At 69.9% G+C, this 17,767-nt stretch carries 14 protein-coding genes; 6 read left to right on the top strand and 8 right to left on the bottom strand.

Annotated elements, in window-relative coordinates; translation table 11 throughout:
* Nucleotides 1-50: 50 nt before the first annotated feature.
* Both murU and F3J10_RS19815 read right to left on the bottom strand, forming a co-directional pair.
* A complete protein-coding gene (gene murU / locus F3J10_RS19820; RefSeq protein WP_166913848.1) occupies nt 51-788 on the bottom strand; it encodes an N-acetylmuramate alpha-1-phosphate uridylyltransferase MurU in 738 nt (245 codons plus the stop codon).
* An 84-nt stretch (nt 789-872) separates the two neighbouring features.
* Nucleotides 873-1,934 (bottom strand): phosphotransferase, encoded by a 1,062-nt coding sequence (locus tag F3J10_RS19815; protein ID WP_167242816.1) that lies wholly within the window; start codon nt 1,932-1,934, stop codon nt 873-875.
* Nucleotides 1,935-2,166: 232 nt separating this feature from the next.
* Here F3J10_RS19815 and F3J10_RS19810 point away from each other — a divergent pair, with 232 nt between their 5' ends.
* The 5 genes from F3J10_RS19810 (at nt 2,167) to gloA (ending at nt 8,332) form a co-directional block, all read left to right on the top strand.
* Complete coding sequence (locus tag F3J10_RS19810; protein WP_167242815.1) at nt 2,167-4,527, top strand: LPS-assembly protein LptD; 2,361 nt, start codon at nt 2,167-2,169, stop codon at nt 4,525-4,527.
* Between the two features lie 55 nt (nt 4,528-4,582).
* Nucleotides 4,583-5,938: a peptidylprolyl isomerase gene (locus tag F3J10_RS19805; protein WP_025096887.1), complete on the top strand. Its 1,356-nt coding sequence runs from the start codon at nt 4,583-4,585 to the stop codon at nt 5,936-5,938.
* Nucleotides 5,939-5,949: 11 nt separating this feature from the next.
* Nucleotides 5,950-6,951: a 4-hydroxythreonine-4-phosphate dehydrogenase PdxA gene (pdxA, locus tag F3J10_RS19800; RefSeq protein ID WP_167233931.1), complete on the top strand. Its 1,002-nt coding sequence runs from the start codon at nt 5,950-5,952 to the stop codon at nt 6,949-6,951.
* Nucleotides 6,952-6,987: 36 nt separating this feature from the next.
* On the top strand, nt 6,988-7,815 hold the full coding sequence (rsmA, locus tag F3J10_RS19795) for a 16S rRNA (adenine(1518)-N(6)/adenine(1519)-N(6))-dimethyltransferase RsmA (protein WP_017921056.1): 828 nt from the start codon (nt 6,988-6,990) through the stop codon (nt 7,813-7,815).
* A gap of 124 nt (nt 7,816-7,939) precedes the next feature.
* The gene (gene gloA / locus F3J10_RS19790) at nt 7,940-8,332 is read left to right on the top strand and encodes a lactoylglutathione lyase (RefSeq protein ID WP_047836973.1); all 393 of its coding nucleotides are present in this window, start codon (nt 7,940-7,942) and stop codon (nt 8,330-8,332) included.
* 119 nt (nt 8,333-8,451) lie between these two features.
* Here gloA and F3J10_RS19785 read toward each other — a convergent pair whose 3' ends face one another.
* From F3J10_RS19785 to glyQ, 5 genes are read right to left on the bottom strand one after another with little or no spacing between them, the layout of a single operon-like run.
* Nucleotides 8,452-9,297, bottom strand: coding sequence for a SprT family zinc-dependent metalloprotease (locus F3J10_RS19785; protein ID WP_013699335.1), 846 nt, complete (start codon nt 9,295-9,297; stop codon nt 8,452-8,454).
* A gap of 45 nt (nt 9,298-9,342) precedes the next feature.
* Nucleotides 9,343-10,122, bottom strand: coding sequence for a lysophospholipid acyltransferase family protein (locus F3J10_RS19780; RefSeq protein WP_025096890.1), 780 nt, complete (start codon nt 10,120-10,122; stop codon nt 9,343-9,345).
* A 48-nt stretch (nt 10,123-10,170) separates the two neighbouring features.
* Nucleotides 10,171-10,734: a D-glycero-beta-D-manno-heptose 1,7-bisphosphate 7-phosphatase gene (gene gmhB / locus F3J10_RS19775; protein WP_013699333.1), complete on the bottom strand. Its 564-nt coding sequence runs from the start codon at nt 10,732-10,734 to the stop codon at nt 10,171-10,173.
* Nucleotides 10,735-10,774: 40 nt separating this feature from the next.
* Nucleotides 10,775-12,874, bottom strand: a complete 2,100-nt coding sequence (gene glyS / locus F3J10_RS19770) for a glycine--tRNA ligase subunit beta (RefSeq protein WP_167242814.1) — start codon at nt 12,872-12,874, stop codon at nt 10,775-10,777.
* A 16-nt stretch (nt 12,875-12,890) separates the two neighbouring features.
* Nucleotides 12,891-13,898 carry a glycine--tRNA ligase subunit alpha gene (gene glyQ, locus F3J10_RS19765; RefSeq protein ID WP_167242813.1) on the bottom strand — a complete coding sequence of 336 codons (1,008 nt, stop codon included), beginning with the start codon at nt 13,896-13,898 and terminating at the stop codon, nt 12,891-12,893.
* A gap of 432 nt (nt 13,899-14,330) precedes the next feature.
* Between glyQ and F3J10_RS19760 the strand changes: the two genes are divergently transcribed.
* On the top strand, nt 14,331-15,983 hold the full coding sequence (locus F3J10_RS19760; RefSeq protein WP_167242812.1) for a tetratricopeptide repeat protein: 1,653 nt from the start codon (nt 14,331-14,333) through the stop codon (nt 15,981-15,983).
* Between the two features lie 148 nt (nt 15,984-16,131).
* Here F3J10_RS19760 and lnt read toward each other — a convergent pair whose 3' ends face one another.
* Nucleotides 16,132-17,751, bottom strand: coding sequence for an apolipoprotein N-acyltransferase (gene lnt, locus F3J10_RS19755; protein WP_013699329.1), 1,620 nt, complete (start codon nt 17,749-17,751; stop codon nt 16,132-16,134).
* Nucleotides 17,752-17,767 lie beyond the last annotated feature (16 nt).

Here is a 17,767-nt window from a genome sequence, read left to right as displayed (position 1 = left end):
CGCCGGCCAACTGCCGGCCGCCGGGCCGGGGCGCCCGGCGCCGCCGGTGCCTACCGGCGGCCGCGCAGCCTGGCGTCGAGCGCGCCGAGTTGGGCCGGCGTGCCGACGTTCTCCCAGATACCCTCGTACAGCTCGCCGCTGGCATGCCCCGCCGCGATCGTGTCGCGGTAGTAGGGCGTCAGCGCGCGGCGCGTGCCGCGCGGCAGGTCGGCGAACATGCGCAGGTCGTACAGGCCGATATTGCCGAAGGTGAAGCGCGCCGCCGCGCCGTCGAGCGCGAGCCGCCCGTCGTCTTCCAGCGCGAAATCGCCGGCGGGATGGAAGGGCGGGTTCGGCACCATCACCAGGTGCATGCCGGGTGTCGCTTGCGCGGCCATCGCGGCGGCGCGCTCGCGCAGCGAGGCGTAGTCGAATTCGCAGAACACGTCGCCGCTGACCGCCACGAACACCGGCGAGCGCGCGCCGCCGGGCGCGTCCTCGCCGGCCAGCAGCGGCAGCGCCTGGGCGATGCCGCCGGCCGTCTCCAGCGCCTCGCCCTCGGGCGAGTAACGCAACTGCACGCCCCAGCGCGAGCCGTCGCCGAGCGCGGCCTCGATCTGCTCGCCCAGCCAGGCATGGTTGATCACGATGCGCTCGAAGCCGGCCGCCGCCAGCCTTTCGATCTGCCAGACGATCAGCGGCTTGCCGCCGACCTCGAGCAGGGGTTTGGGCCGCAGGTCGGTGAGCGGGCGCATCCGTTCGCCGCGTCCGGCGGCAAAGATCATCGCGGTATCGAGCACGGCGGTCATGTCGGGCAAGGGCGGATAAGGTCGGGTAATGACGGGTAATGACGGGTAGGGCGAGGTAAGGCTTGTCGGGCTGCGGCCCCGCGTTCAGAACGTGTAGCCGACCTCGACGGACGACTGTCCCTCGAGCTCGTCGAGCAGGTTCGCGAACGGCGCGAGCGGCCGGTAGCGCTGCGCCACCTTGCGCGCGTAGGCGAGGAAGCGCGGCAGGTCGTCGAGGTAACGCGGCTTGCCGTCCCGGTAATGGATGCGCGGGAACAGCCCTAGCACCTTGATATGGCGCTGCAGGCCGGTCCATTCGAGCTGGCGGTAGAACTCGCCGAAATCGGCGTCGACCGGCAGGCCGGCCTTCCTGGCCTGCTCCCAGTAATAGACGAAGCAGTCGAGCTCGAACTCCTCGTCCCAGCTGATGAAGGCATCGCGCAGCAGCGAGACGACATCGTAGGCGAGCGGCCCCCAGACCGCGTCCTGGAAGTCCAGCACGCCGGGATTCGGCTCGCAGATCATCAGGTTGCGCGGCATGAAGTCACGCAGCATATAGCCATGGGGCTGCGACAGCGAGTTCGCCACCAGCAGGGCGAAGGTCCGGTCGAGCACGCCGCGCTGGCGCTCGTCGAGCGTCCTGCCCAGGTGGCGGCAGACATACCACTCGGGCATCAGCTCCATCTCGCGGCGCAGGAAGGCCTCGTCGAAGACGGGCAGCACGCCTTCGCGCGAGCTGAGCTGCCAGCGCACCAGCGCATCGATGGCGGCCCGCAGCAAGGGCTTCGCGGCGGCCGTGTCGGCCGGGTCGAGCGCGCCGATGTAGGTGGCGGTGCCGAGGTCGGAAACCAGCATGAAGCCCGCTTCCAGGTCGGTTTCGAGCACCCGCGGCGCATGCAGGCCGGCGGCCGCGAGCAGCCCGGCGATCTGCACGAACTCGCGGCATTTCTCGGGCGGCGGCGCATCCACCGCGATCGCCGTGCCGCCGGGCTCGGTGCCGCTCGCGAGCCGGAAATAGCGCCGGAAGCTGGCGTCGGCCGAGGCCGGGGCGAGCGTGTCGAGCGCCAGCGCGTGGCGGTCCGCGTGCGTCGCCAGCCAGGCGCGCAGTTGATCGAGGCGGCTGTCGGCGGCGGGAGCGGGAGACTGGGCGGGGGAAGGGGGCGTCATCGAAACGGAAACTCGGGGGAGGGGGGAACGTCTTGCCATATAATACCCCACGACTTTTTTGACGCGTCCCGTGTCAATCCCCGCCGGTCGCGGGTTCGCAGCGCGCCTGCGGCCCCTCGTTGCTCCCGCCGATCGCCTTGGCTCGTGTGCGCCCCGTCGCCGTCACGGCTCGATTGCGCGGTCCGCGATGCGCGAACGCCGGGGCCTGACGGGGCCGATTCGCCCGATATCGATGCCGCTTAAACTGATTTTCCCGCTCGTATCCCGCGAGCCCGCGATGCGCAAGCGGCGCCTCGCGGTCGCCCTGCTCGCCGTCCCCGGCTTCGTGCCCGCGGTCGCCCAGGCGCAGCTCGCGGGCGCGGCCGCGGATCCGCAGCCGCTCGGAGCGTCGCCGTGGGACCTGCGTCTGGCGCCCCAGCTCGAGGAGCATCCGCTGCGTCCCGGGTCGAAGCCGGCCGGTTTCGTGCTGGCCGACCACACCAGCGGCACCACCGATCAGGACCTGGCCGCCAAGGGTTCGGCGGAGTTGAGGCGCGGCACCACCATCGTCAAGGCCGATGCGCTGCACTACGATCAGGACACCGACATGGCCGATGCCTATGGCAAGGTCACGGTGTCGGGCAACGGCTCGACCTTCTACGGCCCGGAAGCGCACCTGAAGGTCGAGGCGAACCAGGGCACGATGGCCACCCCGAAGTACCGCTTCACGGCCACCGGCGGCGCGGGCAGTGCGCAGCAGGCGGAGTTGCTCGACAGCGAGCGCTCGGTGATGACCGATGCGACCTACTCGGCCTGCCAGTGCGCGAACCCGGCCTGGTACATCAAGGGCAGCCGCTTCGAGTTCGACACCGGCGCCGACGAGGGCGTGGCGCGCAACGGCACGCTGTTCTTCCAGGGCGTGCCGATCTTCGCGAGCCCCTGGCTGACCTTCCCGCTGTCGGGCGAGCGGCGCAGCGGCTTCCTGCCGCCGACCTTCTCCGTGAGCTCGACCAATGGTTTCGAGCTGGCGGTGCCGTACTACTTCAACATCGCGCCCAACCGTGACCTGACGCTGACGCCGGAGCTCATCTCCAAGCGCGGCGTGTTCACGCGGGCCGAGTATCGCTACCTGTCGCCGACCTACTCGGGCGGCATCACCGGCGAGTTCCTGCCGGACGATCGGGTCGCGCATCGCAATCGCTACGCGCTCTACATCCAGCATCAGCAGAGCTTCGGCAACGGCTTCGGCGGCTACGTCTACTACAACAAGGTGTCGGACCAGGCCTATCCGGGCGATCTCGGGTCGACCAACCAGTTCGCCAACGGCACCCAGACGCTGTACCAGCAGGAAGCCGGCCTGACCTACAACAACGGTCCCTGGTCGATCCTCACGCGCTACCAGCACTGGCAGACGTTGCAGCCGTCGGTCGCGCCGTACGGCCGCGAGCCGCAGTTGAACGTGAAGTACGCGAAGTACAACGTCGGCGGCTTCGACTTCGGCGCCGAGGCCGACTACACGCGCTTCAAGATCACCACGGCGGACCAGCCCGAAGGCGACCGCGTGATGTTCAACCCGTACGTCTCGTACGGGGTCTATGGTCCGGGCTACTTCATCGTGCCGAAGGCGCAGCTGCACCTCGCCTCGTACGACCTGACCAACACCACGGGCGGTGTCCCGGGCCAGCCGAAGCGCTTCACCTACTCGATCCCGACGCTGTCGTTCGACACCGGGCTGGTGTTCGACCGCTCGGTACGCCTGTTCGGGCAGGACTTCATCCAGACGCTGGAGCCGAGGCTCTACTACGTCTACACGCCGTACCGCAACCAGCTCGACGCGCCGCTGTTCGACACGGCCGAATCGGATTTCGGGCTGGCCGAGATCTTCACCACCAACACCTTCGTCGGCAACGACCGGATCTCGGACGAGAACCGCCTGACCGCGGCGCTCACCACGCGTTTCCTGGATGCCGCCACCGGCGACGAGCGCGCGCGCTTCGTGATCGCGCAGCAGTACTACTTCACCGACCAGCGCGTCACGCTCGACCCGACCCAGGCGCCGACCCAGGCGCGTCACTCGGACCTGATCGTCGGCGCCTCGCTCAAGCTCGGCGCCGGCTTCGCGTCGGAGACGGCGTTCCAGTACAACGCCGACAACAACCAGCTGGTGAAGTCGAGCATCGGCTTCGGCTACAGCCCTGGCGAGCGGCGCGTGCTCAACGTCGCCTATCGCTACACGCGGGCCAACGCCTCGACCCTGGTCAACGAGCCGATCAACCAGATCCTGGTTTCCGGCCAGTGGCCGCTGACCCAGCACCTCTACGCGGTCGGCCGCTTCAACTACGACCTGGCCGGCAAGCGCGTGGTCGACGGTCTACTCGGCTTCCAGTACGATGCCGACTGCTGGGCAGTGGGCGTGGGCGTGCAGCGCACCGCCAACGGCGTGAACCTTTCCGGTCAGCAGAGCTCGGCCACGCGCTTCATGGCGCAACTGACCCTGAAGGGACTGTCGAACATCGACAACGGCCTGGTGGCCGCCTTCAAGGGCGGTGTCCCCGGCTACACGCCGCTGCCGCCGGCCCCGCCGCCGCAGGCCCGATTCAGCAACTATGACTAACTTTCGCCCTGACGCGGCGCCGGCCCAGCCAGCTTTCAATGGAGTCTTTGTGGCAATGAAGAAATCCCTTCGCTTCGCAGCAATCGTGTCGGGCCTCGCGGCCGTCATGTCGCTGCTGTCCGTCACGCCGGCGGCCGCGCAGGCGCTCGGTTCGAGCGGCGCGACGCTGGCCGACGAGGTCGTGGCGGTCGTCAACAACGGCGTGATCACGGCACGCGAGCTCGACCAGCGGGTCGGCCTGATCTCGCGCCGGCTGCAGCAGCAGAAGGTGCCGGTGCCGCCGCCCGAGGAACTGCGCTCGCAGGTGCTCAACCAGATGGTGGTCGAGCGGATCCAGCTGCAGAAGGCCAAGGACGACGGGATCGAGGTCAGCGACGCCACCGTGCAGAGCACGCTGCAGCGCCTGGCCGCCGCCAACGGCATGACGGTCGACCAGTACCGCGCCCAGCTCGAGGCGCTCGGCGTGCCCTGGAGCACCTTCTCCGGCGACGCGCGCAACGAGCTGATCCTCTCGCGCCTGCGCGAGAAGGAAGTCGACAGCAAGATCACCGTGACCGACGCCGAGGTGGCCAGCTACATCGCCAGCCAGCGCGGCCCGAACTCGGGTTCGCAGCAGGACGTGCGGCTCGAGCACATCTTCGTGGCCGCGCCGCAGAACGCGCCGCAGGACCAGATCGACACCGCGCAGAAGAAGGCCGACGGCCTGCTCAAGCAGGCGCTGGCTTCCGGTGCCGATTTCGAGAAGCTCGCCAGGAATTCCTCCGAGGCGAAGGACGCCAAGACGGGCGGCGATCTCGGCTTCAAGGCGCCGGGCTCGCTGCCGGCCGACGTGGTGCAGGCGGTCTCGCAACTGCGCCCGGGCCAGGTCAGCCCGAACCTGATCCGCGTGCCGGACGGCTTCGAGATCGTGCGTCTGGTCGACCGCCGCCCGGCCTCGGGCACCGCGGGCGCCTCGCCCAAGATCGTGCAGACGCACGTGCGCCACATCCTGCTGCGCGTGGGTGAAGGCAAGTCCGAATCGCAGGCTCGCCAGCAGTTGGTCGATATCCGCAACCAGGTCGAGGCGGGCGGCGATTTCGCCAACTTCGCGCGCACCTATTCGCAGGACGGCTCGGCCTCGCAGGGCGGCGATCTCGGCTGGATCAGCCCGGGCGAGACGGTGCCGGAATTCGAGCGCGCCATGAGCCAGCTGCAGGACGGCCAGATCAGCCAGCCGGTGCGCACCGAATACGGCTACCACCTGATCCAGGTGCTGGGCCGCCGCGACGCGGAAGGCTCGGTGCAGAAGCAGATGGACATCGCACGCCAGGCGATCGGCCAGCGCAAGGCCGAGCAGGCCTATGCCGACTGGCTGCGCGAGCTGCGCGATTCGTCCTACGTGCAGATCAAGATCGGCCAGCCGCAACCCTGAGCCCCGCCGTCATGCGAGCCGCCCAGCCCCTGCGCATCGCGATCACGACCGGCGAGCCGGCCGGGGTCGGCCCGGAGCTGAGCGCGCGCGCGCTGGCCCAGGCGGGCGATCGCTGGCCGGATGCGCGTTTCGAGGTGTTGTGCGACGCGGCGCTGTTCGCCGAGCGCGCGGCGGCGGTCGGCGTGGATGCCGAGCGGCTCGGCGCCGATGGCCGCGTGAGCCTCGCGCATCGGCCGCTCGCGGTACCTGCGCAAGCGGGCCGGCTCGATGCCGCCAACGGCCTTTACGTGCTGGGCCTGCTCGATGCTGCGATCGACGGCGCGCTGGCGGGCGACTACGACGCGATCGTCACCGCGCCGCTGCAGAAGAGCACCATCAACGACGCCGGCGTGCCCTTCACCGGCCATACCGAATACCTGGCCGAGCGCACCGCCACGCCGCGCGTGGTGATGATGCTGGCGGGCACCGGCGAGCGGCCCTTGCGCGTCGCGCTGGCCACCACGCACCTGCCGCTCAGGGACGTTTCCGCCGCGCTCTCGATCGAGGGGCTGGTCGAGACGCTGAGCATCGTTGACGGTGACCTGCGCCGCCATTTCGGCCTCGCCGCGCCGCGCATCCTGGTCACCGGGCTCAATCCGCACGCGGGCGAGAACGGCTACCTGGGCCGCGAGGAAATCGACGTGATCTCGCCGGCGCTGGCGCGCGCGCAGCAGGCCGGCATCGATGCGCGCGGGCCCTATCCGGCCGACACGCTGTTCCAGCCGCGTTATCTCGAGCAGGCCGACTGCGTGCTCGCGATGTTCCATGACCAGGGCCTGCCGGTCCTCAAGTACGCCACCTTCGGCGAGGGCATCAATGTCACGCTCGGCCTGCCGATCGTGCGCACCTCGGTCGACCATGGCACGGCGCTCGACCTGGCCGGTTCCGGCCGCGCCGATTGCGGCAGCATGATCGCGGCGCTCGATACCGCCGTCGCGATGGCGCGCCACCGCCTCCAGGCACGCGCGGACTGAATTCCCGGTCCGCCTTTTTTCGTTTTTCCGGATTCGATGTCGAACAGCAGACAGCACCAGGGACACTTCGCGCGCAAGCGCTTCGGGCAGAATTTTCTCGTCGATCTCGGCGTGATCGATTCGATCGTCAATGCGATTCGCCCCGAGCGCGGCGAGCGCATGGTCGAGATCGGGCCGGGCCTCGGCGCGTTGACTGGCCCCGTGATCGAGCGCCTGGCCACGCCGGAATCGCCGCTGCACGCGGTCGAGCTCGACCGCGACCTGATCGGCCGCCTCAAGCAGCGCTTCGGCGAGCGGCTCGAACTGCACGCGGGCGACGCGCTCGCCTTCGACTTCGGCTCGCTGGCGCTGCCCGGCGACAAGCCCTCGCTGCGCATCATCGGCAACCTGCCCTACAACATCTCCAGCCCGCTGCTGTTCCACCTGATGGACTTCGCCGAGCGCGTGGTCGACCAGCATTTCATGCTGCAGAACGAGGTGGTCGAGCGGATGGTGGCCGAGCCGGGCAGCAAGGCCTTCAGCCGCCTGTCGGTGATGCTGCAGTACCGCTACGTGATGGACAAGCTGATCGACGTGCCGCCCGAATCCTTCCAGCCGCCGCCGAAGGTCGATTCGGCGATCGTGCGGATGATTCCCTACGCGCCGCACGAGCTGGCCGCGGTCGATGTCGCGGTGCTCGGCGAGGTGGTCACGGCCGCCTTCTCGCAGCGCCGCAAGATGCTGCGCAACACGCTCGGCGCCTATCGCGACGCGATCGATTTCGATGCGCTCGGCTTCGACCTGGCGCGCCGCGCCGAGGATGTCGGGGTCGACGAATACGTGGGCCTGGCCCAGGCGGTATCGGCGGCGCGCCCGGCCGGCTGAGCCTTGCCGACGGCGGGCGCGGCCGAAGGGCGCCTGTAAGCCGTTCGATTTGCGCCCGGCGAAAATTCGCCGCGTCTGGTAAATTCGGCCGTTCCCAGAAGACTGTTCCCCACGGAGTCCCCCCATGCGAATGCTGCACACGATGCTGCGCGTCGGCGATCTCGACCGCTCGATCCAGTTCTACACCGAGCTGCTCGGGATGAAGCTGCTGCGCCGCAACGACTACCCGGAAGGCAAGTTCACGCTCGCCTTCGTCGGTTACGAGGAAGAAAGCGCGGGCACGGTGATCGAGCTGACCCACAACTGGGATACGCCGTCCTACGAACTCGGCAACGGTTTCGGCCACCTCGCGATCGAGGTCGACGATGCCTACGCGGCCTGCGACCGGATCAAGGCCCAGGGCGGCAAGGTCACGCGCGAGGCCGGCCCGATGAAGCACGGCACCACCGTGATCGCCTTCGTCGAGGATCCGGACGGCTACAAGATCGAGTTCATCCAGCGCAAGACGCAGCACTGAACCATCGCGCGGGCGCCTCGCGCCCGCTGCCGCCGGCCTTGAAAGGCCATGAAAAAACGGCGCTCCGCTTCATGCGGAGCGCCGTTTTGCATGGCAGCCGGAAAACGGGCGGGGCGCGTTCAGAGCGCCGGCAATAGCTCGGGCGGATGATGCTTGAGCGTGTGCCGCGCCTCGCGGAATTCGGGAAAGATCGATTCGACGGTCTGCCAGAACGCGGGGCTGTGGTTCATCTCGCGCAGGTGCGCGAGCTCGTGCGCGACCACGTAGTCGACGATCGACATCGGGAAGTGCACCAGGCGCCAGTTCAGGCGGATCTTGCCGTCGCTGGAGCAACTGCCCCAGCGCGTCGAGGCCGAGGACAGCGCATAGGCACGGTAGCTCACGCCGAGCTTCTGTGCATAAACCGGCAGGCGCTCGCCGAAGATGCGCTTGGCCTCGCCCTGCAGCCAGCCCTGCACGCGATCCTTGATCTGCTGGGCGTCGGCATGCGCGGGCAGGCCCAGCGCCAGCACGGCGCGCTCGGCGTCATAGGCCAGCGTGCCGTCGGCCGAGGCGATGGTGATCGCCACCGGCTTGCCGAGATAGGGAATCTGCGCGCCGTCCTTCCAGTCGATCTGCGGCAGCGCGCGCTGCTCGATGCGGGTCTGCCACTCGGCCAGCTTGGCGAAGATCCAGCGGCGCTTCTCGGCGATCGCCGCCTCGATGTCGGTGAGCGTGACCCAGCGCGGCGCCGTGATCGACAGGCCGCTGCCGTCGATCGCGAAGCCGATGGTGCGCCGCGCCGAGCGCTTGAGCCGGTATTCGAGCACGCGCCCGTCCAGCGTCAGCTTGCGCAGCGAGCGGTCGCGCTCGGGCGAGGGCGAAGCGGGAGGCGCGGGCGCGAGCGGTCCGTCGAACAGCGGCAGATCGAGCTGGTGGTGATCGAGTGCGACGACGGCGGGCCGTGGCCTGGGACGCTTGGGCATCAGATCGCTTCGTTGGGCGTTGCGCAATATGAATGAAACCTTGGATCAGAGTCGTGCGGCGCCGGCCGATCGGGCGTCGCCGTTCGCGTCGCCGCTTTCGTGGCGGTAGGCATCCGGATCGATGCGGCGCATTTCCGTTTCGATCCACTGCTCGACGCGAAGGTTCAGCTCGTCCGGCGTGAGGCCGCGCGAATCGATCGGCTTGCCGATCGACACCGTGACTATACCCGGATACTTGTTGAACGAATTGCGCGGCCAGACGCGGCCCGCGTTATGGGCGATCGGCACCACCGGCACGCCGGCGCCCACCGCGAAGCGCGCGCCGCCCGTCTTGTACTTGCCCTGGCGCCCGGTCGGGGTGCGCGTGCCCTCGGGGAACATGATCACCCAGGCGCCGTCGGCGAGGCGGCTCTTGCCCTGGCGGATCACCGAATCGAAGGCGTTCTTCCCTTCCTTGCGATTGATGTTGACCATGTGCAGCAGGCCCAGCGCCCAGCCGAAGAAGGGCACGTAGAGCAGCTCGCGCTTGAACACGTAGCAGAGCGGACGCGGCATCAGGGCCGGGAAGGCCAGCGTCTCCCAGGCCGACTGGTGCTTGGAGAGCAGCACGGCGGGGCCGTCGGGCAGGTTCTCCATGCCCTCGATGCGGTAGTCGATGCCGTTGAGCACGCGCACCACGGCGAGCGTCGAGCGGCACCAGCCGGCCGCCATCCAGTAGCGCGCATGCGGGCGCATGAACGGGAACGCGATGAAGCAGGCGGTCGCGTAGGGCACCGTGTAGAGCACGAAATAGACGAGTAGCAGCAGCGAACGAAGGAAAAGCATCGGCGTGGGCTCGGGCGTTGACGGAAGGCGCGCGCGGCGAGGGCGGCGTCAGTCCTGTGGCTGGGACAGAAAATCGAGCGCGAAGGCGCGCAGGTCGTCGTGCACGCGCGTGCCTTCGGGCAGCTTGCCGGCCGCGAGCGTCTTGCGGCCCTTGCCGGTGAGCACCAGGTGCGGGCGGAAGCCCACCGCGACGCCGGCCTGCAGGTCGCGCAGCGCGTCGCCGACGATCGGCGTCTGGTCCGGCTCGATCTCGAAGCGCTGCGTGATCATGGTCATCATGCCCGGCTTCGGCTTGCGGCAATCGCAGTTGTCGCTGGCCGTGTGCGGGCAGTAGAACACCGCGTCGATGCGTGCGCCGACCGCGGCGGCCGCCTTGTGCATCTTCAGGTGCATGGCGTTGAGCGCGGCCATGTCGAACAGGCCGCGCCCGATCCCCGACTGGTTGGTCGCGACCACCACGCGGTAGCCCGCGTGGTTGAGCCGCGCGATCGCCTCGAGGCTGCCGGGCAGCGCGATCCATTCGTCGGGCGTCTTGATGAAGGCGTCCGAATCGACGTTGATGACGCCGTCCCGATCGAGGACGACGAGCTTGCGGTTGGCACCCGTCGGCATGGCGTATCTCCTGGCAGCGCGTGGCGTGACGATGGGCCGCTCAGGCGGCCAGCTTCGAGATGTCGGCGACGCAGTTCATCTGCTGGTGCAGCGCCGACAGCAAGGCGAGCCGGTTGGCACGCAGCGCCGGATCCTCGGCATTGACCATCACGTCGTTGAAGAAGGTGTCGACCGGCGCGCGCAGCGCGGCCAGCGCCGACAGCGCGCCGGTGTAGTCGCGCGCGGCGAGCTGCGACTGCACGCGCGGCGCGACCTCGGCCAGCTGCGCGGCCAGCGCCTGCTCGGCCGGCTCGGCCAGCAGCGCCGGCTGGATCGCGCCGGGCGCGGCGCCTTCCGACTTCTTCAGGATGTTCGAGATCCGCTTGTTGGCGGCGGCCAGCGCCTCGGCCTCGGCCAGGCGCGTGAACTCGCGCACCGCGTCCAGGCGCGCGATCAGCTCGTCGATGCGGGTCGGCTCGAGGCCCAGCACCGCGTCGATCTCGCCGGCGCTGTAGCCGCGCTCGCGCAGCAGGCCGCGCAGGCGATCGAGGAAGAAGGCGAAGATCGCGTCGGTCGAATCGGCCACCCCGGCGATGCCGGCGAAGCTCGCCTGGGCGGCGCGCAGCAGCTCGACGATATCGAGCGGCAGCTGCTTCTCGAGCAGCAGGCGCAGCACGCCCAGCGCGTGACGGCGCAGCGCGAACGGGTCCTTCTCGCCGGTCGGCGCGAGGCCGATGCCCCAGATGCCGACCAGGGTCTCGAGCTTGTCGGCCAGCGCCACCGCGGTGCTGACGGCGGCCTCGGGCAGCGTGTCGCCCGAGAAGCGCGGCTGGTAGTGCTCGGTGCAGGCGACGGCGACCTCTTCCGGCTCGCCGTCGTGGCGCGCGTAGTAGGTGCCCATGGTGCCCTGCAGCTCGGGGAACTCGCCGACCATGTCGGTCAGCAAGTCGGCCTTGGCCAGGCGCGCGGCGCGTCGCGCCAGCGCCGGGTCGGCGCCGATCGCCGGCGCGATGCCGGCCGCGATCGCCTCGATGCGCTCGACGCGCGCGAGCTGCGAGCCCAGCTTGTTGTGATAGACCACGTTGGCCAGGCGCGGCACGCGATCGGCCAGGCGCGTCTTCTTGTCGGTCTCGAAGAAGAACTTGGCATCGGCCAGGCGCGGGCGCACCACGCGCTCGTTGCCCTCGACGATCTCCACCGGCGTGGCCGTCTCGATGTTCGAGACGATCAGGAAGCGCGAGCGCAGCTTGCCGGCCGCGTCGGTCAGCGCGAAGTACTTCTGGTTGGTCTGCATGGTCAGGATCAGGCATTCCTGCGGCACCTGCAGGAACTCGTCCTCGAAGCGGCAGGCATAGACCACCGGCCATTCGACCAGCGAGGCGACCTCGTCGAGCAGGGCCTCGGGCATCACCACCGTGTCGCCGCCGGCCTGCTCGGCCAGCGCGGTGCGGATCTGTTCCTTGCGGTCGACGAAGTGCGCGATCACGCGGCCGCGTTCGCGCAGCGTCTCGGCGTAGCCGGCGGCCGAGCCGATCGCGACCGCGCCGCTCGACAGGAAGCGGTGGCCGAGCGTGGTGTCGCCGGCATCGATGCCGAACGCGGAGACCGGCACCACGTCCGTGTCGTGCAGCACCGTGAGGCGATGCACCGGGCGCACGAACTGCACGTCGCTGCCGTCGGGGCGCTGGTAGGTCATCACCTTCGGGATCGGCAGCTTGTCGAGCGTTTCCTTGAGCGCGGCCTGCAGGCCGTCGGCGAGCGTGGCGCCCGGCGCCGAGTAGTTCAGGAAGAAGGCCTCGGCCTTGCCGTCCTGGGCGCGCTCGAGATCGGCGATGCCCAGCTCGGGGCGGCCGAGCGCGGCCAGCTTCTTGGCCAGCGGCGGCGTCGGGTTGCCGTTCGCGTCGAGCGCGACCGACACCGGCAGCACTTTCTCGCGGACCTGGCGCTCCGGCGCGACGGCGCGCACGTTGAGGATCAGCACCGCCAGGCGGCGCGGCGTGGCGAAGCGTTCGAACACGGCTTCGCCGTCGATCAGGTCGCGCGCGGCGAGGCGCTGGGCCAGGCCTTCGGCGAAGGCGTCGCCGAGACGCGCGAGCGCCTTGGGCGGCAGTTCCTCGGTCAGCAGTTCGACCAGCAGGGGAGCGGTATGGGTGTGCGTCATGATGGGGGGAATCTCGTCAGTCCTGATCGATCTTGCGTTCGGCCTTGAGGGGCGGCACCCAGCCGGGCTGGGCCGCGTCCTGCGCGTCGGTGGTGAGGCCCGGCACGCCGCGCACCGGGTTGCCGATCATCGGGAAGCCGAGCGCCTCGCGCGATTCGTAGTAGGACTGCGCGACCAGGCGCGACAGCGCGCGAATCCGGCCGATGTAGGCCGCGCGCTCGGTGACCGAGATCGCGCCGCGCGCATCGAGCAGGTTGAAGGTGTGGCCGGCCTTCAGCACCAGTTCGTAGGCGGGCAGGGCGAGCTTCGCCTCGATCATGCGCTTCGCTTCCGACTCGTAGCTGTTGAAGAAGCCGAACAGCAGATCGACGTTGGCGTGCTCGAAGTTGTAGGTCGACTGCTCGACCTCGTTCTGGTGGTAGACGTCGCCGTAGCTGAGGCGGCGGATCTCGGGGCCGTTCGGGCCCAGTTCCTCCCACTCGGTCCAGACCAGGTCGTAGACGTTCTCGACCTTCTGCAGGTACATCGCCAGCCGTTCCAGCCCGTAGGTGATCTCGCCCAGCACCGGCTTGCAGTCCAGGCCGCCGGCCTGCTGGAAGTAGGTGAACTGGGTGACTTCCATGCCGTTGAGCCAGACTTCCCAGCCCAGGCCCCAGGCGCCCAGCGTCGGGTTTTCCCAATCGTCCTCGACGAAGCGCACGTCGTTCTGCTTGAGGTCGAAGCCGAGCGCTTCCAGCGAGCCGAGGTACAGGTCGAGGATGTTCTCCGGCGCCGGCTTCATCACCACCTGGTACTGGTAGTAGTGCTGCAGGCGGTTCGGGTTCTCGCCGTAGCGGCCGTCCTTCGGGCGGCGCGAGGGCTGCACGTAGGCCGCGCGCCACGGCTCGGGGCCGATCGCGCGCAGGAAGGTGTGGACGTGCGAGGTGCCTGCGCCGACTTCCATGTCGATCGGCTGGAGCAGGGCACAGCCCTGCTTGTCCCAGTAGGACTGGAGCGTCAGGATGATTTGCTGAAACGTGAGCATGAGGGGCCTTCGTGGGCGCTGCGGGCTGCGAATCGGGCGCCGGCGCGAGCGGGCTCGACCGGTGCGCCAGTCCGGCGCGCGGCTTGGCTGGGCGTAAAACGCGTAATTTTACCGGATCGGCGCGACACTGCGGCCGGAACGCCCGCGCGCGGCGGCGGGCGCGCCGATTGCGGGCCGATTGCAAGCCGATTGCGGGCCGGCGCAGGGGGATTCGACGGCACCCTCGGCGCGTCGCGCGCCGGGTTCGCGGTGGCGTCGAGAGGCAGCGGCCGCGCGCCCGGGACAGGGCGCCGCTCTTCGTCGTGGCCTGTATCGAGCGCCGCATGCGCGGCACCGGCCACGCCCGCACGTACCGCCCGCGCGGCGTGCGAATCGCGAAGCGCACGGTAAGATGCCGCATCCGCCCAGCCGACCCACGGACCGCCGCCGCTCATGTTCAGAACGCCCGTCGACCCGCAGTTCCCCTTCTACCCGCCGCTGCTCGAATTCCTGAGCGAGGCCGCGGCCGCCGGCGAGGCCGGCCGCGCCGAGGCGCGCGCGTCATGGCTCGACGCCGCCTCGCGGCTGCATTCGCTCGACTACGAGGCGCTCGCGCGGCTCACCGTGACCCTGCTCGAACACCAGCGCTACGGCGACGCGGCCGAATTCGCGAGCTGCCTGTGGCGCGTCGAGCCCGAGGTGGCCGCGCTCGCCTTCAACTGCGGTTACGCGTTGCAGATGGGCGGCCGCCATGCCGAGGCGATCGCGCCGTACCGGCGCGCGCTGGAACTCGCGCCCGATTGGCCTTCGCTGCGCAACAACCTGGCGATCGCGGTGCGGATCTCGGGCGGCGACCCGGCCGAGGAACTGGCGCTGCTGGAGCAGGCGGTGGCCGCCAATGCGCGCGACGAGCAGGCCTGGATCAACCTGGTGGTCGCCTACCGGGCCCGCTACGACCTGGCGCGCTCGATCGCGGCGGCCGAGCGCGCGCTGGCGCTGGCCCCCGACAGCGCGCTGGCGCAGAACAATGCCTCCTGCGCCTACAAGGAGGCGCAGCGCTGGGACGAGGCCGAGCGTTGCGCGCGCCGCGCGCTGGCGCTGTCGCCCGACGACGCCTCGTTCCGTTTCAACCTGGCCATCATCGAACTCGCGCGCGGCAACTTCGCCGACGGGTGGCTGGGCCACGAGGCGCGCTGGCAGGGCTCGAGCGAGCTGCGCGGCGGCCATCCCGCGCTGAACGCGCCGCGCTGGCGCGGCGAGCCGCTGGCCGGCAAGACCTTGCTGGTGTGGGGCGAGCAGGGCATGGGCGACCTGCTGCAGTTTTGCCGCGCGATTCCGCTGCTGGCCGAGCACGTGCACCGCGAGGGCGGCCGGCTGGCCTGGAATTCCTTCCCGCAAATGGGTGAGCTGCTGTCGCGCAGCCTCGGCGCGCATGTCGATCTCTATTCGAGCGACGTCTCGCTCGATCGCCTGCCCGCCGCCGACTACCAACTGCCGATCGGCAGCGTGCCCTGGCAGCTCGGCCTGCCCGACGCGGCCAGCGGCGCGAGCGTGCCCTACCTGCGTGCCGACACGGCCGCGCGCGACGCCTGGCGTGCGCGCTTCGCGGCCGAGGCGCGGCCCGGCGAGCGCCTGCGGGTCGGGCTGGCCTGGACCGGCAGCGCCGGCCATCAGCGCAATCCGTTCCGGCGCGTGGGCCTCGATCGCTACGCGGCGGCCTTCGCCGGCATCGAGGGCGTGAGCTTCCATTCGCTGCAACCGGGGCTCGGCGCCGAGGTCGAGGCGGCGCGCGTCGCCGGCCTGCCGATCGTCGATCATTCGGCCGAATGGCGCAGCTTCGACGACACCGCCGCCTATCTCGGCGCGCTGGACCTGGTGATCACGGTCTGCACCTCGATCGCCCATCTGAGCGGCGCGCTGGGCCAGGCGAGCTGGGTGCTGCTCGACGTCAATCCGCATTGGGTCTGGCAGCACGAGCGCCGCGACAGCCCGCTCTATCCCTCGGCGACGCTGTACCGGCAAGCGGCCTTCATGCAATGGACGCCGGTGCTCGAGGCGGTCGCGCGGGACCTGCGAGCCCTGGCCGGCGCGGACGGCGCCTGGTAAGGCGCGCTGCGCACGCCGGGGCGGGAAGGAAAGCGAGGGGAGGCGAGGGAAGACGAGGGAAGACGAGCGGGCCGGGGCCGGGTCGATCAGCGAATCAGGACCGGTAAGCGAACCGGCGCCGCGCGAGCGGCACCGGTCAATCCCGCGCTCAGCCGCGCCGGCGCAGGCGCGGGCCGGCCAGCAGCGCGAAGCCGAGCAGCACCAGGGCGAGCGCGAGCACGATCGCATTGCCGCTGGCGACGAAGGGCGTGATGCCCTGGGTGCCCTCGACGGTCACGTCGAGCGAGCCCAGCGTGAAGGGCTTGAGACGCCCGATCACGCGGCCGTGCGCGTCGATCGCGGCGGTCATGCCGGTATTGGTGGCGCGCAGCATCGGCCGGCCGGTTTCGAGCGAGCGCATGCGCGCGATCTGCAGATGCTGGTCGAGCGCGATGGTGTCGCCGAACCAGGCGAGGTTGGTGACATTGACCAGGATGCCCGGCGAGGGCGCGTTGTCGCGCACCGTGGCGGCGATCTCCTCGCCGAAGATGTCCTCGTAGCAGATGTCGGCCATCACCGGCTGGTTGTGCACCAGGAACGGTGCCTGCACCGGCGCGCCGCGCGCGAAGTCGCCCAGCGGCATCTTCATCAGCCTGACGAACCAGTGGAAGCCCCAGGGGATGAACTCGCCGAAGGGCACCAGGTGGTGCTTGTCGTAGTGATAGATGTCGGTCGAGCCCGGCGTCACGCCATACAGGCTGTTGGTGTAGTCGGTCAGGCTGCCGTCGGGCAGCACCTTGTCGCCCACCGCGCCGAACAGCACCGAGGTGCCGGTCTTGTCGACGAAGCTGCGCACCGCCTTGGCGAAGGGCAGCGGAATGTCCTGGATCATCACCGCGATCGCCGTCTCGGGCGTGACCACCAGGTCGGCCGGCTTCTCGGTGATCATCGTGGTGTACATCTTGATCGCCGCGTCGATGCCGGCCTGCTCGAACTTGACGTCCTGCTTGACGTTGCCCTGCAGCAGGCGCACCCGCAGCGGCTGGTTCTCGGGCTGGGTCCAGGGCACCAGCGGCAGCAGCAGGCCGGCGGCCACCAGCGCGGCGGCCAGCGTGGCCGGCGCGAGCGCGCCGCCACGTCCTTCACGGGCACGCACCACCGCATTGACCACCAGCGCCGCGAACAGCGCCAGCACCCAGCCGATCCCGTAGACGCCAACGAGCGGCGCATAGCCGGCGAACGGCCCGTCCACCTGCGGATAACCGCTGGCCAGCCACGGGAAGCCGGTAAACACCGTGCCGCGCGCCCATTCGCCGATCGCCCAGGCGCTCGCGAACGCCAGGGCGCCGTGCCAGCTCGGCGCGAACGCGCGCCCGGCGCGCTTGCCCGAAGCCAGCGCCCAGGCCAGCGCGGACAGCGCCGGATAGACCGCCAGGTACAGGCAGAACAGCACCAGCGCGCCGCCCGCGATCCAGGCGGCCATCTCGCCATACACGTGCATGCTGATGTACAGCCACCAGATGCCGGACAGGAAATTGCCGAAGCCGAAGGCGGCGCCGGTCAGCGTGGCCTGCCAGCGCGTGCCGCAGCGCGCGAGCTGGGCGAAGAACCAGACGAACACCAGCAACTGGAGCCAGCCGCCGTGTGGAGTGGGGGCGAAGCTGAGGGTATTGGCCGCGCCGGCGAGCAGCGCGGCGGGGAAATGCCAGCCGGGCAGCGCGCGGCCGCCGGAGCCGCCCGAGGCGAAGGTGGCGCCGCGCCGCGCGCGGGTCGGGAACGATTCGGCCATGTGGTCGAAGGGTGGA

Source organism: Burkholderia sp. Cy-637 (assembly GCF_011753175.1).
Lineage (GTDB): Bacteria > Pseudomonadota > Gammaproteobacteria > Burkholderiales > Burkholderiaceae > Burkholderia > Burkholderia gladioli.
This window is presented reverse-complemented; position numbering and strand designations above follow the sequence as displayed.